At 54.1% G+C, this 21512-nt stretch carries 23 protein-coding genes, 1 tRNA gene and 1 riboswitch; of the genes, 6 read left to right on the top strand and 18 right to left on the bottom strand.

What is annotated here, in order from left to right:
- Window positions 1-19: 19 nt before the first annotated feature.
- The 4 genes from nrdG to RX717_RS07720 form a co-directional block, all read right to left on the bottom strand.
- Window positions 20-517, bottom strand: coding sequence for an anaerobic ribonucleoside-triphosphate reductase activating protein (gene nrdG, locus RX717_RS07735; protein ID WP_107630518.1), 498 nt, complete (start codon window positions 515-517; stop codon window positions 20-22).
- Window positions 517-2640, bottom strand: a complete 2124-nt coding sequence (gene nrdD, locus RX717_RS07730; protein WP_054325974.1) for an anaerobic ribonucleoside-triphosphate reductase — start codon at window positions 2638-2640, stop codon at window positions 517-519. Before nrdD ends, nrdG begins: the two co-directional genes overlap by 1 nt.
- 132 nt (window positions 2641-2772) lie before the next feature.
- Window positions 2773-4137, bottom strand: a complete 1365-nt coding sequence (locus tag RX717_RS07725) for a sensor histidine kinase (RefSeq protein ID WP_107630520.1) — start codon at window positions 4135-4137, stop codon at window positions 2773-2775.
- Window positions 4134-4847: a response regulator transcription factor gene (locus RX717_RS07720; protein ID WP_054325976.1), complete on the bottom strand. Its 714-nt coding sequence runs from the start codon at window positions 4845-4847 to the stop codon at window positions 4134-4136. Before RX717_RS07720 ends, RX717_RS07725 begins: the two co-directional genes overlap by 4 nt.
- Window positions 4848-4989: 142 nt before the next feature.
- Between RX717_RS07720 and RX717_RS07715 the strand changes: the two genes are divergently transcribed.
- Genes RX717_RS07715 through RX717_RS07705 form a run of 3 tightly spaced genes read left to right on the top strand, consistent with a single transcriptional unit; the run spans window position 4990 to window position 7391 of the window.
- Window positions 4990-5907, top strand: coding sequence for an ATP-binding cassette domain-containing protein (locus RX717_RS07715; RefSeq protein ID WP_107630521.1), 918 nt, complete (start codon window positions 4990-4992; stop codon window positions 5905-5907).
- Window positions 5904-6653, top strand: a complete 750-nt coding sequence (locus RX717_RS07710) for an ABC transporter permease (RefSeq protein WP_107630522.1) — start codon at window positions 5904-5906, stop codon at window positions 6651-6653. The genes RX717_RS07715 and RX717_RS07710 overlap by 4 nt, the downstream gene beginning before the upstream one ends.
- 3 nt (window positions 6654-6656) lie before the next feature.
- Window positions 6657-7391, top strand: a complete 735-nt coding sequence (locus RX717_RS07705; protein ID WP_107630523.1) for an ABC transporter permease — start codon at window positions 6657-6659, stop codon at window positions 7389-7391.
- 75 nt (window positions 7392-7466) lie between these two features.
- On the opposite strand, the gene RX717_RS07700 is transcribed toward RX717_RS07705, so the two are convergent.
- From RX717_RS07700 to mtaB, 4 genes are all read right to left on the bottom strand, one after another.
- Window positions 7467-7542 (bottom strand) — tRNA-Val (locus tag RX717_RS07700).
- Window positions 7543-7585: 43 nt separating this feature from the next.
- Complete coding sequence (gene efp, locus RX717_RS07695) at window positions 7586-8149, bottom strand: elongation factor P (RefSeq protein ID WP_054325979.1); 564 nt, start codon at window positions 8147-8149, stop codon at window positions 7586-7588.
- Window positions 8150-8347: 198 nt separating this feature from the next.
- Window positions 8348-8494, bottom strand: coding sequence for a hypothetical protein (locus RX717_RS07690; protein WP_162838358.1), 147 nt, complete (start codon window positions 8492-8494; stop codon window positions 8348-8350).
- A gap of 120 nt (window positions 8495-8614) precedes the next feature.
- The gene (mtaB, locus tag RX717_RS07685) at window positions 8615-9841 is read right to left on the bottom strand and encodes a tRNA (N(6)-L-threonylcarbamoyladenosine(37)-C(2))-methylthiotransferase MtaB (RefSeq protein WP_316960648.1); all 1227 of its coding nucleotides are present in this window, start codon (window positions 9839-9841) and stop codon (window positions 8615-8617) included.
- 174 nt (window positions 9842-10015) lie between these two features.
- On the opposite strand from mtaB, the gene RX717_RS07680 reads away from it, so the two are divergent.
- Complete coding sequence (locus RX717_RS07680; protein WP_054325982.1) at window positions 10016-10315, top strand: hypothetical protein; 300 nt, start codon at window positions 10016-10018, stop codon at window positions 10313-10315.
- A 34-nt stretch (window positions 10316-10349) separates the two neighbouring features.
- Window positions 10350-11270, top strand: coding sequence for a C40 family peptidase (locus RX717_RS07675; RefSeq protein WP_159068019.1), 921 nt, complete (start codon window positions 10350-10352; stop codon window positions 11268-11270).
- A gap of 37 nt (window positions 11271-11307) precedes the next feature.
- On the opposite strand, the gene RX717_RS07670 is transcribed toward RX717_RS07675, so the two are convergent.
- From RX717_RS07670 to RX717_RS07640, 7 genes are all read right to left on the bottom strand, one after another.
- A complete protein-coding gene (locus tag RX717_RS07670; protein ID WP_054325984.1) occupies window positions 11308-11892 on the bottom strand; it encodes a hypothetical protein in 585 nt (194 codons plus the stop codon).
- Window positions 11893-12001: 109 nt separating this feature from the next.
- Window positions 12002-12919 carry a hypothetical protein gene (locus RX717_RS07665; protein ID WP_174887839.1) on the bottom strand — a complete coding sequence of 306 codons (918 nt, stop codon included), beginning with the start codon at window positions 12917-12919 and terminating at the stop codon, window positions 12002-12004.
- Window positions 12920-12985: 66 nt separating this feature from the next.
- Window positions 12986-14188: a class I SAM-dependent methyltransferase gene (locus RX717_RS07660; RefSeq protein WP_054325985.1), complete on the bottom strand. Its 1203-nt coding sequence runs from the start codon at window positions 14186-14188 to the stop codon at window positions 12986-12988.
- A gap of 93 nt (window positions 14189-14281) precedes the next feature.
- Window positions 14282-14842, bottom strand: a complete 561-nt coding sequence (locus tag RX717_RS07655; protein WP_159068020.1) for an ABC transporter ATP-binding protein — start codon at window positions 14840-14842, stop codon at window positions 14282-14284.
- Complete coding sequence (locus RX717_RS07650; RefSeq protein WP_107630527.1) at window positions 14839-15606, bottom strand: ABC transporter permease; 768 nt, start codon at window positions 15604-15606, stop codon at window positions 14839-14841. The genes RX717_RS07655 and RX717_RS07650 overlap by 4 nt, the downstream gene beginning before the upstream one ends.
- Window positions 15581-16603 carry an ABC transporter substrate-binding protein gene (locus RX717_RS07645; RefSeq protein ID WP_159068021.1) on the bottom strand — a complete coding sequence of 341 codons (1023 nt, stop codon included), beginning with the start codon at window positions 16601-16603 and terminating at the stop codon, window positions 15581-15583. Before RX717_RS07645 ends, RX717_RS07650 begins: the two co-directional genes overlap by 26 nt.
- Window positions 16604-16616: 13 nt before the next feature.
- Window positions 16617-16859: a TM1266 family iron-only hydrogenase system putative regulator gene (locus tag RX717_RS07640; protein ID WP_054325989.1), complete on the bottom strand. Its 243-nt coding sequence runs from the start codon at window positions 16857-16859 to the stop codon at window positions 16617-16619.
- A gap of 257 nt (window positions 16860-17116) precedes the next feature.
- Here RX717_RS07640 and RX717_RS07635 point away from each other — a divergent pair, with 257 nt between their 5' ends.
- A complete protein-coding gene (locus tag RX717_RS07635; protein WP_082396669.1) occupies window positions 17117-17290 on the top strand; it encodes a DUF1540 domain-containing protein in 174 nt (57 codons plus the stop codon).
- Between the two features lie 55 nt (window positions 17291-17345).
- On the opposite strand, the gene RX717_RS07630 is transcribed toward RX717_RS07635, so the two are convergent.
- From RX717_RS07630 to htpG, 3 genes are all read right to left on the bottom strand, one after another.
- A complete protein-coding gene (locus RX717_RS07630) occupies window positions 17346-18524 on the bottom strand; it encodes a cation:proton antiporter (RefSeq protein WP_107630529.1) in 1179 nt (392 codons plus the stop codon).
- A gap of 56 nt (window positions 18525-18580) precedes the next feature.
- Window positions 18581-18658, bottom strand: a riboswitch (Fluoride riboswitch).
- Window positions 18659-18662: 4 nt separating this feature from the next.
- Window positions 18663-19580 carry a diacylglycerol/lipid kinase family protein gene (locus RX717_RS07625; RefSeq protein ID WP_107630530.1) on the bottom strand — a complete coding sequence of 306 codons (918 nt, stop codon included), beginning with the start codon at window positions 19578-19580 and terminating at the stop codon, window positions 18663-18665.
- A gap of 23 nt (window positions 19581-19603) precedes the next feature.
- Window positions 19604-21511, bottom strand: a complete 1908-nt coding sequence (gene htpG, locus RX717_RS07620; protein ID WP_107630531.1) for a molecular chaperone HtpG — start codon at window positions 21509-21511, stop codon at window positions 19604-19606.
- Window position 21512 lies beyond the last annotated feature (1 nt).

Here is a 21512-nt window from a genome sequence, read left to right as displayed (position 1 = left end):
ATCTGCTCGCTCTTCCTCTCTATGTGTTTTCTTTCAGCAAAACGGGAACACGCTGCGTCAGCGACCGCCGTACATCGATCAACCGCTGATTGGCGCTTCCTCGCCAATGGAGCTGCGGATCCGCCCGCTCCTGCACAAAGCGTCCGTCCACGACAACATCTACTGCGTCCAAAAATGGCAGGTTCTCGATTTCCTCCCACTGATAGCCCGTATACAGCCAGATGGTTTTTTTCGGAAAACGCCGCCGGATCTCGCGGCACAGCGCCCCCACCGTATCACGGTTCACCGGAAAAAGCGGATCGCCGCCCGAAAAAGTGGCGCCCGAAACATAATCCTTTTCCAACTCGGCAAACAGCTCGTTTTTTGCCGCCTGATCGAACGGAATGCCTCCCTGCGCGTCCCACGTCACCGGATTATGGCAGCCGGGGCATGCATGGCCGCAGCCAGCGACCCACAGCACGACGCGCAGGCCCTCTCCATTGAGCATATCGTCCTTTGTGATGTTGTGGTAGCGCATTACATGCTTTTCCTTTCCGCGATCTCCGCCATTTTTGCGTCGTTCAGGCGGGTGTCGCCCTTGACGCGTGAATAGGAAAGATATCCGTTCATACGGTCGATCTTGGTCAGGTTGCGGCTGCCGCACTTGGGGCATACATCCATCGCCAGCTCCTCGTGTCCGCAGTCGTCGCAGTAGGACAGGGACAGGTTGACGCCTTCATAATATCCCAGACGCATCGCGCGGCGCACCAGTGTGCGGATAGCCTCCAGATTATAATCGATCGGGTATTTTACATACTGGATCTTGCCGCCGTTGCACAGGTTCCAGAAGCGTCCCTCCAAGTCCTGTTTTTCGATCGGGGTCAGTTCTTCGGTCACATGGCAGTGGAAGCTGTTGGACACATAAGGCCGATCGGACACCCCTTCGATTATACCATACTTTTTCCGAAATTGCTCTACCTGAAGTCCGCAAAGGCTTTCGGCGGGCGTTCCGTAAATCGCGTAGAGGTTTCCGTCCTCCTCCTTGAACTGATTGACCCTCCGGTTAATGTATTCCAGGGTTTCGAGCGCAAAAGCGCCGTCCTCCACTAGGGATTTTCCGTTATACAGCTCCTGCAGCTCATTGAGCGCGGTGATACCGAACGAGGCAGTCGCGGTTTTCATGATGGGCTTGATCTTGTCCGACGGCTTGAGATGGCCGCCATAAAAGCCGCCCTCGCAGTAGGCCAGCGGGTTGGTGGAGGCGCGCATCTCCCCCAGGTACGCATATGTGCGGATATGCAGCTTACGGATCAGTTCGAGATAGTAGTCCAGCACCTCATGGAATGGGCGATTCTCCTGCTGCGCTCTGGCGTAAATCATCGGCAAATGCAGTGATACCGCGCCGATATTCCAACGACCGATGAATACCGGCTTATCCTCTTCATCCGCCGGCTTCATGCCGCCGCGCTCATACCACGGGGAAAGGAAAGCGCGGCACCCCATCGGGCTGACGATTGCGCCGTATTTTTGATACATGCTGGGAACATACCCTTCCCCCGAAAGCGAGAGCCAGTCCGGATACATGGCCTTGGAGGAGCATAATATCCCCGCCTCAAACACATCCTCCAGCGGTTTGTCGGGGCCGTGCAGCTCCTCATCGTAAAGAAAAACGATTTTAGGGAACAGCACCGGCTTTTTCTGCCCCTTTTTTCCCTGCCCTTTCCGGCGGACATGCAGCATTGTGATCGAAGCGAGCTTAGCAAACCGGCCCGTACCGGTACCCATGGTCATCGTGATGAACGGATAGTCGCCGCGACTAGAGGCCACCGTGTTGAATTTGTACTCCCAGCCCTGGAACCCCTGTTCGAAATCATTCAGTATATCCGCCATGACCTCTTTTTCGACTGCATCCGCAGCCAGCCCCAAGCGGCTGTATTTTTCAGTCAGCAGGTTGTAGCTGCGTTCCGCGTACGGTTCCAGCAAAAGATCGACCGAGGGTACGGTAAAGCCGCCATATTGCTGACTGGCAGCGGACAGCACGATGTCCCCGATCACATCGAACGCCACGTTGAGCGTTTTCGGTTCGTTATACCACAGGTTTCCCATTTCAAAGCCGCCTTTGAGTACATGTTCTACGTCAAACAGGCAGCAGTTCATCGTATCGCGGCGCGCGGACATATCGTGAATATAAATATAACCGTCTCGGCAGGCCTGCAGCTCCTCCGTATTCATGAAAAACTTCTGGTACAGCTCCTTATTGAGCTGGTTGAAAATCAGGCTGCGCTTGGTGGAAACCAGCGCGGAATCCGTATTGGAGTTCTCCTTGTCCCCGATATACATGATGGACTGGCTCTTCTGATACACACTATCCAGCATGCCGACAAAGTCCTGCTTGTAGTTGCGGTAATCGCGATAGCTTTTGGCGACTTCCGGCCGCACGGCCTCCAGCGCAGCCTCCACAATATTGTGCATCTGCCAAATCTGCACCTCTGTCATGCCGTGATCTCGGATGTATCCTTCCACATGGCCGCAGATCGCTTTGAGCTCATCCTCCGTGAAGGTATACAGCACACGGTTTGCCGATTTATTAACGGCAATAACAACCTTTTGTATATTGAATGCTTCTTTGGTGTGATCCTTTTTGATAACGCGTACCATCATTTTTCCTCACTCATATTATTTAGTAGCAAAAATAATTATAGCATACCATATATAGTAGGAAAAGAGGTGCACAGCCAAAAATATTCCACAAAAACAGCCGGCTGAATTTGACGGTTTTTGTCATGGTTCAGGTCACCCTTTCCGCGGAAAGCTGAGCGTCGCCAACAGCCCCGGCTGGGTATTGACAAACCGCGCCTTGCCTCCGTGTGCGCGGGTGATCTGGCGCACCAGCACAATCCCAAGGCCGTGCTGCGGCAGCTGCTCCCCAGCGGGGCGCCGCATCTGCGCCAGTGCCGCCTGCGGAAGACCGGCACCGTTATCGGCAACCGAGACCGACCAGGACTGCGCAGAAACGGAAAGGGACAGCTTGATATGAACGCTTCCAGCGTTGTGAAAGACGCTGTTGCGCAATAAATTATCCACCGCACGCCGGAGCAGCGTTTCGTCTCCTGTCACCGTCAAGGCGCCGGCCTCGGATGGGATATCCACCTCCAGCGATACCCGATCGTCTGACAGCATATTGAGCAGTTCGGCCGCCGCTGCGCGCAGCATCGCCGCTGGCCGAAAACTTCCCTGGTGCAGTGGTTGCAGCTCGTATTCCAGTTTGGAGGCCAGGTTCAGATCGCTCACCAGGCGACCAATCCGCTGGCTCTGTTCACGGATGATGCGCGCTTTGCGCCGCGCCTCCTCCGGCAGCACTCCGCTGCTTTCCAACTGCGCCGCATTCCCCTGTACCAGGGACAACGGGGTGCGGATATCGTGCGAAACGCCTGCGATCCACTCGGTACGTGTCCGGTCGCGCTTCTGCAGCATCGTCCGCTGCGTGGAAAGCTGGCGGGAGACCCGATTCAAGTCGGCGGAAAGCTGTCCCAGCACACCTCGTTCAGCAAGCTGCGTTCCCTCCCCCTTTGCCAGCGCGCCGATGCCCTCCGCAAGCGGCGCGGCGGCGCGGTACATGCGCCAACCAAGCAGCAACGCAAGCGCTAGCGCGACCAGCAGGTTCAGCGCCAGTACGCCGGGCGCCCATACCGACAATTGTTCGATCGTATAGGCGGAGGCCCGCATCAGGTATTTCCACTCGCTGCCCGGCTCACTGGCAAGTACCAGCAATCCATCCTCATCCGACCAAACATAAACCGGATAATCCTTCAGGTACCAGCGGGAAAAGGAGGCGATCTCTCCCGCCGTATACTGCCGGGGCAGGTTTTCCGGCATGCGGTCGCTCCAAACAACAGCGCCACTGTCGTCAAGCTGCATTGCCCAAGCATAACGCTCCTCCATTGCCCGACGCGCTTCTGCGGAAACAGCAAAGCATCCGTCCGTCTGACGCTCAATCCCGTCAGCGATGACCTCGACGCGGTCCTCCGGTCTGGGTTTCTCATCCGAACAATGCAAAATGAAGCCCAGCATCACACCCAGATTCAAGATCAACAAAAACAGCCCCACGCCGATTGCCGCGCCTACATACCGTCCGAGTATCCTGCCAAGACCCTTCATTGCCTATCCTCCCGTGTGAGCTTGTACCCAAGGCCGCGCACCGTCAGCAGCCAGCGCGGCTTGGAGGGATTATCTTCAATTTTTTCCCGCAGCCGGCGGATATGCACCATAAGCGTATTTTCGTATCCAAAATTTTCCTCGTCCCACACGGCGCGGCACAGCGCGTCTATGGTAACAATATTGCCCCGATTATCCGCGAGCTTGCGCAACAGCGCGTATTCCTTTGCGGTCAGCGGCGTGGAGTTCGCGTCACGAAGCACCAGCCCGCTGCCCCAATCCACAACCGTTTCCCCCAGCGATAGACACTCCCCCGCATTTTGCAGATTTGCGGCATAGGAACGCCGGAGCACCGCGGTCAGCCGCAGCACCAGTTCCTGCGGAAGAAAAGGCTTGGCGATATAATCATCCGCCCCTAAACCGAGTCCGTGCAGACGATCCGCATCCGCATCGCGTGCGGAAAGGAACAGAATAGGGATATCTCTTTCCTGCCGCAGCTCCTGCAGCAGCGAAAAGCCATCGCCGTCCGGCAGCATCACATCCAGCAGGATCGCCTCCGGCCTGATATCGCCCACCGCCCGCCGCGCCTCCGTACAGCTTTGCGCGGTATATACCGCGAGGAAGCCCGCCTGCATTAAAATCTCCTTTATCATATTGCAGAGCGCCGCCTCGTCATCCACAATTAATATTTTGCAGCTATAAATATCCCGCATATTGCATCACCCCAGCTATGATAACACATATTTCGGTCTATTTGTAAAAAAGTAAGGTAATTGTAAGGTAGGCTTCATCTTATTGTAAACTTCTCATTGTATCATTGTAATATAACAAAAAAGAGAAATGGAGTGTTCCCCTATGACGCAAAATCTGGTTGAAACAAAAGGGCTTTGCAAGAGCTATGGCGGTGCGCTGCGCGTCAAGAACCTGCACATGCAGGTGCCAGAGGGCGCGATATACGGCTTTCTCGGCCCCAACGGCGCCGGAAAGTCCACCACCTTGAAAATGATCCTCGGCCTGGCGCATCCTACCGGCGGCGAAATAGACGTATTCGGCAAACGGATGAATGCGAAAAACCGACTGGATATCTTAAAGGATATTGGTTCCCTGATCGAATCCCCTTCTTATTATGGCCATTTGACCGGCGAGGAAAATCTGAAGATCCTGCAGACGCTGCGGAAGGTTCCGGAACAGAATATTCGCGAGGCGCTCGAAATCGTTCGCCTGACCAGCCAAAAGGACAAGCAGGTCGCACATTACTCCCTCGGTATGAAGCAGCGGCTCGGATTGGCCGCCGCACTGCTTGCGCATCCCCGCCTGCTGATACTCGACGAGCCAACCAACGGTCTGGATCCTGCGGGGATTCAGGAAATGCGTGAGCTGATCTGCGACCTGCCGCGCCGCTTTGGCATGACCGTGCTGGTATCCAGCCACCTGCTCAGCGAGATCGATCAGATGGCGACCCATGTGGGCGTAATTGCGGATGGCGCCCTGGTCTACCAAAATACGATCGACCGTCTCCACGAGAAAAGCGAACATCATTTGGCGCTTCGTACGCTTAACAACCCGCTGGCGCAGGCGATCCTGACCCATGACGGCGTAATTAATGACTTGGACGCCGACGAGATTATTCTGCCGCCGCTGGAAAACGAAGAAGTCGCGCACTGCGTCGCCCTGCTGACTGACAGCGGGATTGGCGTGCTCCGTATTGAAGAACGCCGCAAAAACCTGGAGGATATTTTCCTGGAACTGACGGAGGGGGCGGCAAGCTTATGAAAGCGCTCAAAATGGAGTTTTTCAAATGCAGGCGCCGCCGGATATGGCTCCCCCTGCTGGTTATGCTGGCGGCGCAGCTCGCCTGGGGGCTGTACAGTCTCCGCGCGCTGTCGGAGCGGGAGCTGCAGCAGGGCTGGGCGATGATCCTATATAATTTCCCCATGCTCAACGCAATGATGACGCCTGTAATCGCGGCCGTGGTTGCCTCCCGTCTGGCTGATATTGAGCATAAGGGGCAAACCCTCAAGCTGCTTGAAACCGTGCAGCCAACCGGTTCGCTGTTCGACGCGAAGCTGATCTGCGGTGCTGCATACATGACCGGTTTTCTCGCCGTGCAAATGGCGGTCGTCCTGCTGTTCGGCATCTGCAGCGGTTTTGCCGGAAACCCACCGGTGACAAAGCTGACGGAATATTTTTTCTCCAGTTTGGTCACAACCCTGGCGATCCTGCTCTTACAGCTTGTCCTGTCTTTGCAGATCCAAAATCAGATGATCGGCATGATCGTCGGGCTGATCGGCTCGTTTATCGGACTGTTCTCCCTGTTTTTCCCGCCCAGCTTTCAAAAGGCTTTCGTATGGGCGTATTACGCGCTCCTGTATAACACCGGCATGGCGTGGGACGCATCGACCCATATCTCAGACTATTACTTCATCGATTTCAATCTCAGCGGCTTTCTTTGCCTGATCGCATATTTTCTGGTGATTTATGGGGTTGGCCGCGTGCTTTTTATCCGGAAGGAGGTCTAAACCATGCTGTTACGCACAATCTATGCAGAATTTTGCAAGCTGCATCACTCGTTTATCTGGCTCGCGCTTATCATTCTCCCCATCGTGTCCGCAGGATTGGGTACGGCGAATTATTTGAATAACCTGGGTCTGCTCACGGACCAATGGTATTCGCTCTGGACACAGCACGCCCTGTTTTACTGCACGCTGTTCGCTCCTGCCCTGACCGGCGTCTACTGCGCTTACGTCTGCCGTCTGGAACACCTCAACCGCAACTGGAACACCGTGATGACCCAGCCGATCCCTATCAGCGTCATGCTGGTTTCCAAGCTTTCCGTCGTATCCTTTTTGACGCTGCTCACGCAACTTTTCATCGGTATACTGTTCCTGATTAGTGGTAAGCTTGCAGGGCTGACCGCCCCTGTTCCATTTGCGCTTGTCTACTGGGTATTCCGCGGCTGGTGGGCGCTCACGGTGCAGGCGGCGCTGCTGCTTTGCGTTGCGCTGGTCATCCGGTCGTTTGCCGTTCCCGTTGCCACAGGCATCCTTGGTGGATTTTGCGGATTACCCGCGCTGGTCAAAGGCTTCGGCGTGTACTTTCCTTTTTCTCTGCTCAGTCTTGGGATGTGTTCCCACCATCCGACCGAGCCAATGGACTGCAGTGCGGCGGCATTCCTTATCAGCTCGTGCTTTTACCTGCTCCTGGGTCTTACTGCCAGCCTGCTTTGGCTGAAAAAAAGAGATATCAAAACAACATAAAAAGGAAGCGCGGCACGCCGCGCTTCCTTTTCCCTTATTTACAAAGAAAAGCCGTTTCTGAAGAAACGGCTTTTATGGTGGACATTGACGGGTTCGAACCGCCGACCTTCCGCACGTCAAGCGGATGCTCTTCCAGCTGAGCTAAATGTCCATGGAAAGGACGGTAAGCGTACCGTCCGTATTCGCTTGTGCAATCAGTTCTTGCAGCGCTCGAGATACTCGCCTGTACGGGTATCAATCTTGATGCGTTCGCCCTGTTCGATAAACAGCGGAACCTGCACCGTAGCGCCGGTCTCAACCACTGCGGGCTTGAGCGTATTGGTCGCCGTGTTTCCCTTGAAGCCCGGATCGGTCTCGGTGATCTCTAACTCGACGAAGAGCGGGGCTTCTACCGCAAACACGCTGCCTTTATAAGAGCAAACCTTGACGTTTTCATTTTCCTTGACAAAACGGAAATCATCACCGAGCGTGTCCTTGCCAATCGGGATCTGCTCGTAGGTTTCATTATCCATGAAGTAGTAAAGGTCGCCCTCGTTATAGAGATACTGCATATCGCGGCGCTCTACATATGCGGTTTCATATTTATCAGTCGGATTGAAAGAACGCTCGGTGACAGCGCCGGTGATCACGTTCTTCATCTTGACGCGAACAAAAGCAGCACCCTTGCCCGGCTTTACATGCTGGAACTCGATAACCTGCTGCACCTGACCGTCCATTTCAAAAGTAACGCCATTACGAAATTCGCCTGCGGTCATAATCGGTATTCCTCCAAAGAAAAAATCCTCGTTTTGCTGTCCTCACGAACAGCGCTTATTTATATTACCCCAATTTTCCCGTTTTGGCAAGAGGATTTTTCAATTTTTATTAAAATTTTTTTCACCCCACAAAACAGGCAAACGGCGCCGTTTATGAAACGGCGCCGCGCAGGCCCTATTCCCTTATATGTCGTGGCAGGTTCAGCAGCAGCAACCGCAGTTGTTTCCGCAGTTGTTCATATCGCTGTATCCATTATTGTTCTGGCAGCAGCAGATCCAGATCAGGATGACCACGATAATGATCCACCACCAGTTGTTTTCGCCCCAAAGAGAATTAGAAGAACACATAAGTTATTTCCTCCTATCAAAGATTTCACTTCATACTATGGAGGAAGCAGCGCGTTGGTTACACGGCGTCAGAAATTTTTCCCAGCAGTCCGTCCCGAAACAGCCCCCGCACCTCTACGGCTACCGGCGTATTCTTGCAAATCCCCCCCCTTCTATATAGATAGGAAAGCCATATTGTCCATGCGACATCCAGCGTCCGCCCACACAGTGTTCCGGCAGGACCTCCAGCGTTTTCCCCACAAACCGTCCAAGGTATTTCTCTGTGAGCGCAGCCGCAGCCTTTTTAGCACGCGCGGCTCGTTCCGCCTTCACCGCTTTCGGCAGCTGCCCGTCCATTCGGGCGGCGCGCGTCTTTTCACGGATTGAAAACGGGAACACATGTACTGCGGAAAACGCGCATTTTTCCAAAAACGTAAGCGTTTGTGCGAACTCCTCTTCGGTCTCCCTGGGAAAACCAACGATCAGGTCGGTAGTCACCGAGCAGTCCGGAAAATATTTTTTCAGCAGTTGTACTTTATCATAATACGCTTCCGTTGTGTATTTCCTTCCCATACGCTGTAGCACACTGTCGCACCCGCTTTGCAGGGACAAGTGAAAATGGCGTGCAAGGTTGGAAAATCCTGCTGACCGCTCGCAAAACTCCCTGTCAACAATGCGTGGGTCGAGAGAACCCAAGCGGAAACGCATCGCGGGATTGGCGGCCAGAAGCCGGCACAGCAGATCGGTCAGGGACACCGGCGGAACCAGGTCGCGGCCATAAGAGGCGATCTCGATCCCTGTCAGGACGATTTCATGCACGCCCTCCCGCAAAAGGCGGGCGGCTTCCTGCAGAGCCTGCTCCGGCACCATGGAGCGTACCCTGCCGCGAGCATAGGGAATAATGCAGTAGGCGCAGAAATTGTCGCAGCCGTCTTCGATCTTCAGCAAGGCCCGTGTGCGCCCATCCGGCACACCGGCAGGCAGATATTCAAAGCAGCCCTGTCCGTCCCGTTCCTCTCCTGCCGGCGGCAAATGGAGAACCGCATTTTCACACAGGCCGATCACCGCGGCTCGGTCGCGCGTGCCGCATATGATATCGACCTCCTCTGTTTTTCGGATGCGCTCCGGATCGATCTGCGCAAAACAGCCGCACGCGGCAATCACGGCATGCGGATTTTCCTTGCGCAGCTTATGAAAAGCACGGATATTTTTGTGGTCCGATACCGAGGTGACCGTGCAGGTGTTAACAATGACAGCGTCAGCACCATTTTCCACAATTTCATGCCCACGTTCTTGTGCAAGCTGCTGTAACGCTTGCGTCTCAAACAGATTTACTTTGCAGCCCAACGTAAAAAAAGCAAATTTCATACAGCACTCCTACTGGGTAAATTGGTATATTTTTTCTGTATTATAGCATAAAATCGGTCGCTTTTCCAAGGAAACTTAAATTTAATTTGACAAATCCAGGCATACATGATATACTGTTTCCGTAATGTAACCTGATACTGTAATCACTTTGTAACTATTAAGGAGTGCATATCTATGCCTACCACCGCCAAGAAGAACGATCTTCTGGAATATAAAGGCCATCCGCTGATGCGCAAGGAGAATATCATTTACTATGGTTCCATGAGCGACTCTCACATCATTATGATGCAGATCTTGGATGCCGGCGAGGTCAAAGGGCTTCCTGTCGCAAAGCGCGTTTCCGTACAGCTCCAGCAGACAAACCCCAATGTTCGCATGAAAGAGCGTATTGTGAAAAAAACCGAAAAAGACAGCCTGTGGGCGGCGATGGATATCGCCTCGATTTGGCTCGGACGTGCGCTCAACAGCAAGTAAAAGCCGAAGCATGGTAAAACGAAGGAGCTTATCCATGAATTCACCAAAAAAACTGATTCGGATCGCTGTCTCGGCCGCTTTAGCGGCTTCAATGCTTCTGCCGAACGCTTTCGCATTGTATCCCGCAAAGGTCAAGGCGGACGCCCTGTATCTCCGTGAGGCCCCTGAGGGAAACATTATTGCAACCCTGCCGCAGGATACGGTGCTTGCCGTGGTCAACAACAGCAACAGTTGGTTCAAGGTCGTTGTAAATGGCCGCGAGGGTTATGTCAGTGGCGAATACCTGACCGGTACGCTGACCAGCGACTTTAATTTAGGGACCGGCCATATCGTCTGCGATACGACCGTCAACCTCCGCGAACAGCCCAACACCTCCTCCTCGGTTCTTGCCTCCCTGTCCAACAGTACCGCCGTTTCTGTGACTGGCGTATACCAGGGATGGTATAAGGTGTCCTGTAATGGCAAAAACGGATACGTCCATCCGGATTACATAACGTTTGCCGCAGTGCAGACGCCGGCTCCGGCAGAGAACAAGGCTCCGGTCACCCCAGATTCCAACGTTGTTTCCTATACCGGAACAAGTGAAGCGCGGGCTGAGGTTCTGGAATACGCAGCCCAGTTCCTCGGGACGCCCTATGTTTACGGCGGAAGTTCTCCCAGCGGTTTTGACTGCTCCGGCTTTACCTCCTATGTATTTAACAATACGGTAGGATCCATCCCCCGGGTGGCGCAGTCCCAGTTTAACGCCACAACGCATGTTTCCCGTGAGGAGCTGTTGCCCGGCGATCTGGTGTTCTTTGGGAGCAGCGCTTCTTCCATCAGCCATGTCGGCATCTATGTGGGAGACGATACGTTTATCCACTCCCCCCACACAGGCGATGTGGTAAAGTATGAATCTCTCTCCGGTAACTATGCGTCCCGTTTCCAGGGCGGCGGACGAGTGATTTTCGATTGATCAAAAGCCTTTCGCTGTATACAGCGAAAGGCTTTTTCTATGCCTCCAGGGAAATGGCTCCATCCGCAAAACGGATTGCTTTCGGTTCTATCCCCCATGTCATGAGCTGACGGTTCAGGCTGTCCGCTATTTGCTCGGATATCTTTGCTGCGGTTTCCTCTGGTAAAACAATCCCGGCAATTTCCATCGTGGCGCAGTCCAGCTTTATACTGCCTGATTCCGCGGATATATTCCAAACGCTATACACCTTGCAGGGGTCTGGCAGAAACAATACCGCCGTTCTCATCCCCCCTGTTGCAAGCCCGCTGTCCACCAGGCTCTGCTTCTGCACGGACGCCCCCAGGGATACGATTCCATCCTTGCTGATTTTTGCAGTGATGCCGTCCGGTGAAAACGGAAGCGCCTGCACGATCATCGTACACAGGTCATCCTCGCTGAGCTGCATTTTCATCTGGAGATCCTCCTCTTCTTCTGTTTGCGGCGCCGGAGCCGGATTTTCCGGCTCCTTTGTCTCTATTTGATCGGCAGGGTGACCAAGCAGCATCCTGCCGATCATCAGCAGGCACAGCAGCATGCAGACACCCAATATCAGCGTATATACGAAACTGCGTTCCTCATCCATAAGGTGTTCCCGCCTCTTTTCATTCTGTCGTTACCGAATTATATGCATATACACCGCAGCATATGAAAAAAACCTGCTGGGAGCATCCCAGCAGGTTTTTCCATTTTACTCAGTTGCAGCACTTAGAGGAATTCTTATTCCCGCAGCCGCAGCTTCCGCAGGCGTTGCCGCCGCCGACATTGCCGGTCATGCAGTCCGAAAACTCCTGCTTGGGCGGGAAGAATTCATCGATCGGGAACTCAAAGTTCGCAAAGATCGCACACGGATCCTGCGCTTCACCAGCACCGCTGTTCGAGCAATCGCGGCGCGGCAGGCAGATATCGTAAGCCGGCATCAGCAGTTGGATATCACGTTCCAGACGAATGATCGAGAACTGGCCCAGCGTAATGAACAGCTGGTAGCCATCGGTACCCAGAACAAGATCGTCGCCCTGGAAGCAGCCGCCGATCGCGCGCGGCACTTCGTTCAATGCACAGCAGCAGCAGTTGCAGGAAACCTCCGGCGCTACGACGCGGGCGTCCAGCAGGATCGGGTCAACAACCTCCACCACCGCGGTCGGTTTGTTGCTGTCCGGACAGAGCTGGACATCCATGCCATCCTCTACAAAACGGGACGAGAAAATGCGTGCGCCGCCCTCGCCGCCGAACAGAACAACGCGCTTATCAAAGACGGACAGACCATCGATGATGCGGGGGCGTCCGACCAGGCAGCTGACTTCGCACTCGATCTTATAGAAGAATCGAATATCAATCGTGTAGAACCCGCGGTTGAACTGCACCTTCTCCACATCGATCTTGACGCAAAGCAGCTCTGCGGAACGCGGCTTCACCGATACGATGCCGCCGGAATTAAGCAGTTCCTGCGCATCGCGGCACAGATATACCCGAATATCGCGCAGGCATTCCTTGCTGCGGCAGGAATCATAAACTTTACTGGTGTGAACACAAACCGCCTCACGGATACCGCCGGCAACGTTATTATTACCATTGCCGCAGATCGGGCCGGGGCAGCAGACTTTATCAGCCATGTATATTACCTCCAAATAGTGATTGAAGAGACTTCAATACCAGTCTATTCAAAGGTACGCCGTGTGTTACTGCACCAAATCCTCGTCTGTGACAAAGAACTCCTGATCCATATCCATGCAGCGGCGGTCCAGCTCGGAGGTCGTGCCAAGCCGCCGCCGCACAGCGTCATATTCCTGCCTTGCCCTGGGATTCTCTTTCCCTGTGCGTACCGCGCGTATCAGCAGGTTTTTCGGCGTATCGAGCGGCGAAATATATTCAACCACAGAAACGCGGTAGCCCTCCGCCTCCAGTTTGAGCGCGCGCATACTATCGGTCAAAACATCGTTGAATCGTGCTTTGAATACCCCGTGTTTGGTCAGGGGGGCGAGGTCGGGCAGACGGTACTGATCCAGCAATTCCTTGTGGCAGCACGGCACACAGGCAATATATCTTGCCCGCGCGCGTATCGCGGTCGCCAATGCAAGGTCGGTCGCGATATCGCACGCATGCAGTGAAATCACCGCCGTTACATTCTTCGGCGGCTGGTAGGCTCTCAGATCCGCGCACTGGAATACCATATTATGATAACCGAGCCGCTTTGCCATTGCCCTGCTTTCTTCAATAACATGCTCATTAATGTCAACGCCGATCACGCGGCACCGCCGCCGCAGCACATTGTGCAGGTAATAATTCATCACAAAGCTGAGATAAGATTTTCCGCAGGCGCAGTCCAGAAGGACGATTTCCTCCCCGTCGTCTTTTTCGAACATGGGGGCAACCAGTTCAACATAGTGGTCTATCTGGTTATATTTACGGATCATATCGTTTTTGAGCTTTCCGTCTGCTGTGAGGATGCCTATTTCCCGTAAAAGCGGCGCTGCATGGTCAACGCGGATCAAATACTGCCGACCGCTGTCCAGCAGGGGATTCGCCGCAGTCGCCTGCTCTTCGGTTGTCGCTTCCCGCTCCGCCTGCTTCATCTGTACGCCGCGCGCGTCTACCGTCAGCGACACGACGGTACCGCGTTCGGTGTAGGACAAACGTGCTTCGTCGAATTTCTCCGCCTGCTGGGAGAAAAAAGCACAGAAAGCCACGGAGTCGACCGCCGTCTCCGTCCCTTGGAAGCGGAGCGTATAGCCTGTCTCCGCCCGTGCCAGGCTGGCGTCAAATTTCTTTTTCCCAGATAGGAATATGCAGTCTGCCCGCACAAAGTAATCCCTGTTTTTTGTCAGCCGCGCCGCAATACCGGTCAATAACAGCTTCAGCTTGGCCTGATCGCCTTTTTGCATACTATTCGCACCTCTTGCCCGCCCTGGCCGGCGGTGTTTTCCATTGTTTTAATATAACATATCACGCTGGTTTTTGCCACGCTGAAAACCGTTTCACAACGACAATGTGTGCCAATCTGGAAACAGCTTTTCGGTCTCGTGGGAAACCAGAACAACCGCGCGCCCCCTCCGGTACCGGCGCAACGCTTCTGCCGCATGCCAGAGGGTCTGCGCGTCCAGACCGGCAAACGGTTCATCAAGCACCAGGATATCTCCCTGCGCCGCAAGCGCCCGTGCCAGCGCGACCCGTCGACGCATCCCGCCGGAAAGCGTACAGACCGGCTGTTCCAGAGCACTGTCGGGAAGCAGCGTGTTCAGAATGCGGAACGCGGATGGACTGTCGTCGCAGACCAGCGCTACGTTCTGCAAAGCACTCCAATTTTCGACCAGACGGTCCTCCTGAAACACTGGGCAAAAGCGAACCGCAGCTGGTATGATCCGCTTTCCGCTATCGGGTTGCTCCAGCCCCATCATCAGCCGCAGAAGCGTTGTTTTTCCAATGCCGGAAGCGCCGGTTACCTGCCAGCACTCCCCTGGCCCGAGCGTCCAGCACAGGTCATGAAGCACCGCGTTTCCGTCAAACGCCTTATCAATATGCTCCATCCGCAGCATCATGCGGCGATCCCCCATTTCCTTTGCACAGTGGCAAGCGCGAAAACCAGCAGCCGCTCCAGCGCCAGGCTGAGCAGGATGATCACCAGCGACCACGCAAACAAATCCGCCGTATTTAGATAGAGCTTGGATAAATAAAGCTGCTCCCCAATCGACCAGCGCGGAAGCCCGATGATTTCACCCGCAACGCCAGCCTTCAGCGCCATACCGACGGATACACGGCAGGCGGACAGCAAATACGGCAGACAGGCGGGCAGCCACACGGCCCGCAGGCGTTTGGCTGGCGTCAAATGAAAAAGCTGCGCCATTTCCAGCATCCCCTGATCGGTCTGCTGCAGACCCTCGCCCAAATTGATGTATACAGCGGGAAAAACAACAAAAAATGCGGTTAAGACGGAAATCCATTCCGAACGGACCCAAATCAGCGCCACCACGATGAAACACGCCACCGGAAGGCTTTTCATCACCTGTATCAGCGGCCCGAGCAGCATACGGAGAACCGGCATCCGGCGGCAGGCGATGGCAAGCAGACAGCCTGTGCTAAAGGCCAGCAAAAAACCCGATGCGATTTTCCCCAACGAATGCGCGATCGAAAACCAGAATTCACTGTTCCGCAATAGGGAAAGCAGGCTCCGCACCGTCGGTACGGGACCTGCAAATAACAGCTTGGGCAAAAGCACAGCCGCCGCCTGCCAAACAGCCAGCCAGAAAAGCGCGGTCACACCGATGCGAAACCAGCGCTTAGCCCAAATAGTAGAAACCTTCATCGGGCAGCGTTCCCCCTACCGCGTCCGGCGCGATCCCGTAAAGCATTTCCAGATAATCCGAAACCCAGCCCTTCATCTCCTGTCCCGACGCTGCCGCCACAGGGTTGAAATTGGTCAACACGAGCTGTGCTACTGGCGCCTTGACGATACCGTATGCTTCGATCAACTGCGCGCCTGCCTCCGGATCGGAAACAACCGTTTCAACAGACTGCTGATGATCCTGCACGAACTGCGCCACCGCCGCAGGATGCTCATCCGCAAACGCCTTGCGGACGACCGTGACGCCGGTCGCGATCCCCTGCCCATTCGGGCTGTACGTTTTCCATGCGTCTTCCAGCGGGAAATTAATTGATAGTTCCTGATCCTGCATCAATGCAACGGTTGCGAAAGGCTGCGGCAGGATGCCGACCGCTTCTGCATCCTGCGACAGTGCGGATACCACCTCGGTCGCCTCGCTTTTGAATGCAATCGTCAAATCGCTTTCCTCGATACCGCTTTTGTCAAGCAGGTAACGCAGCGTCCACTCCGGCGTAGTCCCCTTGCCGGTCATATAAATGGTCCTGCCCGCTAAGCCCTCAAGCGTATTCAGGGCTTCGTCGTGAGAAACCGCGTATAATACGTTTCCGGCGTTGACGTCCAACACCTGCACGCCGCCCTCGGTCCTCTGGTACAGGGTTGCCGCCAGATTGGTCGGGATAAGCGCGATGTCCACCTCGTCTTTACCGATCAACGGGACGATCTCGTCCGCAGAGGTATAGAGATCGAACTGGTAATGTGTCTCGTCCCCCTCGTTATCCTTCATCATCTGAACCAGCCCCATGGCTGTAGGTCCTTTCAAGGCGGCGACGCGGATACTTACCCCGTCTTCGTAACCAGCTTCCACCGTCGCTGTTTGCTGCTGCTCAGGCTCCTGCAGCGCCGTATCGCCCTGTCCACAGCCCGCAAGCAGGGATAACGCCATCACTGACGCCACTAAACCGGATAAAATACGTTTCATTTCCATTCTCTCCTTATTTTGCCATCATGGATTTGACCTGAACATGCTTCAGCCGGCCCAGCTTGCCGCACAGTGCGTTGATCGTATCGATCGTGCTGTCCATCACGATCGTAATAATCGAACAGCTTTCACGATAATGCGGAAGCCCCATGCGCCCAATGATCGAGGCACCATATTCGTGAAGCAGGGCGTTGACTTCGCCGCTGGATTCGCGGTCCTCGACAATAATGCCCAAAATCGCAATACGGTTTTCCATTTTATTCCTCCTGCAACAAAAAACGTCCTGCATCCACACGACACAGAACGCCCGTTTTATGGTTTTTCGCTCTTTCATCGCAGATCGAATCTTTGACAGCAGACACTGATTTTATGCAGACGCTCGCCCGGCAGCGCATGCTTTCGGGAAAGGAAGTCCTTGAAAAAAGTATACCCCAGTTTGCTCGATTTTGTCAATGTATATTTCGCCCGTGATCGGAGAGACTAATGGGGAAATCAAAAAAGGAGGTCTTTCTTATGGATCGTTCAAACTGCAACAAGGCAATCCGCTGCACTGTCAATCAGTGCGCCAATCACAGTGACGGTGCAGAGTATTGCGCGCTGGACTGCATCACCGTAGGCACGCATGAGGCCAACCCGACGGTCGATCAGTGTACTGACTGCAAATCTTTCCAGAGAAAGTGCTGCTGATCTCGATTTCCCGATGGAAAGGAGCGGATGCCGACTGGTGCCCGCTCCTTTCCATTTATTTTTTTCGCAGCAAAACCTTATATGTGCGCTCAACGCCAAATGCGCCGAGCGGGGCGGTTATCAGGATCGACAGCACCGCGACGGTCAAAACAATCTGTCCGCACGCCAGGCCCATAGAAAGCGGCACGGCGCCGATCGCGGCCTGCACCGTTGCCTTCGGCATATAAGCTATCATACAGAACAGCCTCTCCTTTGCGTTCAGCACAGTTCCCAGCATACAGCAGAATACGCCGGCCATCCGGAATAAAAGCACACAACATAGCAGTAATACAACGGCAGGGCCAGCCTGCGCTGCATAGCGGATATCGACAGCGGCACCCACCAGCACAAACAAAAGCACCTCTGCCGCGACCCATAGCCTGGAAAACTTGGCCGACAGACGCACCGCGACTTCAGGCCTGTTACGCTGCAGCAAGATGCCAAGGCACATAACAGCGATCAGGCCGGAAAACGGAACAATGCCTTTCACACGGTTTTCCAATGCCACCAGCAGGAATGCGGCGCTCAGGATTATCAGCACCTTTGCCGTATCGCGCATATGCTTTTTTCGAAAAAGCAATGCAAGCAGGTGCCCCAGCGCTGCGCCGCACGCTATGCCGAGCAGGATCGACAGCGGGACCTGTAAGAAATCCATCACGGCAACCGTATCTCCTTGGGAAATGCCTGTGAAAGCGGTAAATAGCACAATGACAAAGACATCGTCCACCGATGCACCCGCGAGAATCATCTGCGGTATGCTTTTGGCTGTCCCATAGCCTTCCTCCATCAGCCGGAGCATTTTAGGTACAATAACCGCGGGCGATACCGCCGCAATTACCGCTCCCATGACCGCTGCTTCCAGAGCAGTAATCCCCAGCATCTTCGGCGCCAGCAGCACCATGCCACATATCTCAAAGCAGGCCGGCACAAAGCACATAAGCACGGCCGGCCGCCCCACGCGTTTCAAATCCGCGATATTCAGCGACAGTCCAGCCCTTGTCAGGATGATGATCAGCGCGAGCTGCCGCAGGTCGGCGCTGATTCCCAGCAGCGCAGGGTCTAATAGGTTGAGTACACAGGGGCCGAGCAGGATGCCTGTAACCAGCATACCGAGCAGGCTTGGCAGGCCGATCCGGCTAAACACCCATCCGAGCAGCATCCCCAACAGGAACACATACGCCAAACTTGTTAACATTAACTTTTACCTCCATTTTTGGCGGAGCATAAAAAAAGCTGATGCCCCGCACGTTTTTTCGTGCAGAAGTCATCAGCTTTTTCAAGCGGTTCAGGCAGTATGCGCCAAGGGAGAACTTCATTCCCTTTTGTTATTATATCAGGCTTCCTCTGCGTTTTCAAGATTTTTTGTATCGCCGGCGATAAATGTGATCGCCCGACTGAAGTTTGTAATGTCCGCGTGCTTTACCGCGCCGCCAAACTCCCCGTCCAGCGTCCACAGGACATCGTTCTTCGCATCAAACGTGATCTGCGACGTCCGGAAATACACAAAGCGGCTGGAGTCCACATTTCCCGTCAGCAGGTCATTGGCAAGCCACTGAAGCTCCATGGGGTTTTCTACCGGATAGACCAAAAGCACCTCATACAAGCCATCGTCCAGCGCCACATCATCCGTTGAAATTGTTTTGAAGCCCCCGACGGAGACGGTATTGGACACCATGCCGAAAATAAAATCGTCCTCTACCGTCATTTCCGCGCTGTTCACACACATATGGTGTTCCCTGATGCTGGTCAGTGATTTGACACCTTCTATGATATACGCTGCGCGGCCAAAGACGTTTTTAGTCTGCTGCGGCGTTGCGTAGGATACCTCGGTAAACACGCCGAACGCCGCGATATAGTTGAAATACCGTTCGTTGAACATCCCGATATCGAGCGCTTGCAAATTGTCGCTGGCTGCGACAGCCGCCGCCTCCACCGGAGATTTGGGTATGCCCAGACTGAGTGCAAAATCGTTTGTCGTACCCGCAGGGATATAACCAAGCGGCGGGCGGGTCTGCGCTTCCATCAGGCCGGTGACCACTTCGTTGAGCGTTCCATCCCCGCCCGCACAGACAATGCGGTCAAACTCCGCCGCCCTTTCCCGCGCAACGCGGGTTGCATCTTTCGTCCCCTGCGTGGCATAGAGGGTAACGTCATAGCCCGCTTTCTGGAACGTACTCACGCAATCGACGACCTTGCCAGCGATCGCGCCGCGTCCCGCATGCGGGTTGACGATCCAAAGCAGCTTTTTCATCCAGGCATACCCTCTCCTCTAATTTATGAAATTAAACCGCACACCGCGTTGGCATAGGACACCGGATCATCAACCGGCAGGCCCTCGATCAGAAGCGCCTGCGTATAGAGTATTTCCGCGTAGACCGCAACTTTATCCGAGTTCTGCTGCTGCAGCTCGCAAAGCTTTTTGAAAACCGGATGCTCCGCGTTCAGCTCCAAAATGCGCTCCGCGTGTACGCGCTGGCTATCGTCGAGCGCCTGCTGGTTGAGTACCTTTTCCATCTCCAAGGTCACAGGCCCTTCCGCGCGCAGGCAGCACGGATGACTTTTCAGGCGGCCGGTTAATTCCACTTTCTTTACCTGACCCTCCAGTGCTGTTCCCAACGCAGCCAAAAGCGTCTCATTCTCCTCGGTCAGCTTTTTGATTTCCGCCTTTTCATCTTCGCTCTCCAGTCCGAGATCCGCGTCAGCGATCGACTTGAATTCTTTCTCCTGATAGCTTGCCAGCATTTTTATGCAGAACTCATCGATGTTATCATCCAGGCACAGAACCTCATAGCCCTTGTCGCGCAGCGTCTCCATCGCCGGCAGCAGTTTGATCTTATCGATCGTTTCCCCGCAGGCATAGTAGATATATTTCTGTTCCTCTTTCATGCGGGAAACATATTCCTCCAACGTGACCAGCTTATCTTCGGTGGAGGAATGGTAAATCAGAAGATCCTGCAGTAAGTCCTTATGCGCGCCGTAGTCCACATATGCACCATATTTAATCTGGCGTCCAAATGCCTTCCAGAACTTTTCATATTCCTCGCGCTGGTCTTTCTGCATTTTGAGCAGCTCGCTCTTGATTTTCTTCTCAATGCTCTGCGCAATCGCTTTCAGGTGACGGTCGTGCTGCAGCATCTCACGGGAAATATTGAGCGAAAGATCCGCTGTATCCACCATACCGCGCACAAAGCTGAAATGGTCGGGCAGCAGGTCGGCGCACTTATCCATGATCAGGACGCCATTGGAATAAAGCTGCAGCCCTTTCTCATAGTCCTTGGTATAGTAATCCATCGGCGCGTGCGCAGGGATGAACAGCATCGCCGTATAGGTCACCGCTCCCTCCACGCTGGAATGGATATGGCAGAGCGGGGGCTGGTAATCGTAAAATTTGGAAGTATAAAACGAATTGTATTCCTCCTCCGTCAAATCCTTTTTGGACTTTTTCCAAATCGGGACCATGGAGTTAAGGGTTGTGTTTTCCGTGTATTCCTCCCATTCCGGCTGGTAATCCTCCCCTGCATCCGCCGGCTTTTCCTTCATACGGGAGCGTATCATGTCCATCTTGATCGGATACCGAATATAATCCGAATACTTCTTTACCAATGCTTGTATCCTGTATGGTTCCAGGAATTCGTCATAGGTTTCGTTTTCCGTATTTTCCTTGATTGTAAGCGTAATACGGGTGCCGTTTTCCTCTTTTTCACACGGCGTTACGGTATAGCCAGCCGTGCCGTCGGATTCCCAACGGTTTGCCTGGTCGCTGCCGATCGCACGGGATACAACCTCAACATGGCTTGCGACCATAAATGCCGCATAGAAGCCAACGCCGAACTGGCCGATAATATCAATATCCGCCTGATCCTGGTTCTCTTTCTTAAAAGCAAGCGAGCCGGAACGGGCGATCGTACCCAGGTTGCTTTCCAGCTCCTCCGCTGTCATGCCGCAACCGTGGTCTTCAATCACAAAGCGGCGGTTTTCCTTGTCAAGCGTCAGCTCGATCGGTAAGCTGTCGCGCGTGATGCCGGTCTTGCCATCTTTCATTGCGTTATAGTAAAGCTTATCCGTTGCATCCGAAGCGTTGGAAATCAGCTCCCGCAGGAAAATTTCTTTATGTGTATAAATCGAATTGATCATTAAGTCCAACAGGCGCTTGGACTCCGCCTTAAATTGTTTCTTTGCCATG

The organism is Intestinibacillus sp. NTUH-41-i26 (assembly GCF_032769475.1).
Lineage (GTDB): Bacteria > Bacillota > Clostridia > Oscillospirales > Butyricicoccaceae > Agathobaculum > Agathobaculum ammoniilyticum.
This window is presented reverse-complemented; position numbering and strand designations above follow the sequence as displayed.

Excerpts from the sequence above, each read along its gene's own strand:
- nrdG (WP_107630518.1), bottom strand. The coding sequence starts at position 517 with ATGCGCTACCACAACATCACAAAGGACGATATGCTCAATGGAGAGGGC.
- nrdD (WP_054325974.1), bottom strand. The coding sequence starts at position 2,640 with ATGATGGTACGCGTTATCAAAAAGGATCACACCAAAGAAGCATTCAAT.
- RX717_RS07725 (WP_107630520.1), bottom strand. The coding sequence starts at position 4,137 with ATGAAGGGTCTTGGCAGGATACTCGGACGGTATGTAGGCGCGGCAATC.
- RX717_RS07720 (WP_054325976.1), bottom strand. The coding sequence starts at position 4,847 with ATGCGGGATATTTATAGCTGCAAAATATTAATTGTGGATGACGAGGCG.
- RX717_RS07715 (WP_107630521.1), top strand. The coding sequence starts at position 4,990 with ATGACGCAAAATCTGGTTGAAACAAAAGGGCTTTGCAAGAGCTATGGC.
- RX717_RS07710 (WP_107630522.1), top strand. The coding sequence starts at position 5,904 with ATGAAAGCGCTCAAAATGGAGTTTTTCAAATGCAGGCGCCGCCGGATA.
- RX717_RS07705 (WP_107630523.1), top strand. The coding sequence starts at position 6,657 with ATGCTGTTACGCACAATCTATGCAGAATTTTGCAAGCTGCATCACTCG.
- RX717_RS07690 (WP_162838358.1), bottom strand. The coding sequence starts at position 8,494 with ATGTGTTCTTCTAATTCTCTTTGGGGCGAAAACAACTGGTGGTGGATC.
- mtaB (WP_316960648.1), bottom strand. The coding sequence starts at position 9,841 with ATGAAATTTGCTTTTTTTACGTTGGGCTGCAAAGTAAATCTGTTTGAG.
- RX717_RS07680 (WP_054325982.1), top strand. The coding sequence starts at position 10,016 with ATGCCTACCACCGCCAAGAAGAACGATCTTCTGGAATATAAAGGCCAT.
- RX717_RS07675 (WP_159068019.1), top strand. The coding sequence starts at position 10,350 with ATGAATTCACCAAAAAAACTGATTCGGATCGCTGTCTCGGCCGCTTTA.
- RX717_RS07670 (WP_054325984.1), bottom strand. The coding sequence starts at position 11,892 with ATGGATGAGGAACGCAGTTTCGTATATACGCTGATATTGGGTGTCTGC.
- RX717_RS07665 (WP_174887839.1), bottom strand. The coding sequence starts at position 12,919 with ATGGCTGATAAAGTCTGCTGCCCCGGCCCGATCTGCGGCAATGGTAAT.
- RX717_RS07660 (WP_054325985.1), bottom strand. The coding sequence starts at position 14,188 with ATGCAAAAAGGCGATCAGGCCAAGCTGAAGCTGTTATTGACCGGTATT.
- RX717_RS07655 (WP_159068020.1), bottom strand. The coding sequence starts at position 14,842 with ATGATGCTGCGGATGGAGCATATTGATAAGGCGTTTGACGGAAACGCG.
- RX717_RS07650 (WP_107630527.1), bottom strand. The coding sequence starts at position 15,606 with ATGAAGGTTTCTACTATTTGGGCTAAGCGCTGGTTTCGCATCGGTGTG.
- RX717_RS07645 (WP_159068021.1), bottom strand. The coding sequence starts at position 16,603 with ATGAAACGTATTTTATCCGGTTTAGTGGCGTCAGTGATGGCGTTATCC.
- RX717_RS07640 (WP_054325989.1), bottom strand. The coding sequence starts at position 16,859 with ATGGAAAACCGTATTGCGATTTTGGGCATTATTGTCGAGGACCGCGAA.
- RX717_RS07635 (WP_082396669.1), top strand. The coding sequence starts at position 17,117 with ATGGATCGTTCAAACTGCAACAAGGCAATCCGCTGCACTGTCAATCAG.
- RX717_RS07630 (WP_107630529.1), bottom strand. The coding sequence starts at position 18,524 with ATGTTAACAAGTTTGGCGTATGTGTTCCTGTTGGGGATGCTGCTCGGA.
- RX717_RS07625 (WP_107630530.1), bottom strand. The coding sequence starts at position 19,580 with ATGAAAAAGCTGCTTTGGATCGTCAACCCGCATGCGGGACGCGGCGCG.
- htpG (WP_107630531.1), bottom strand. The coding sequence starts at position 21,511 with ATGGCAAAGAAACAATTTAAGGCGGAGTCCAAGCGCCTGTTGGACTTA.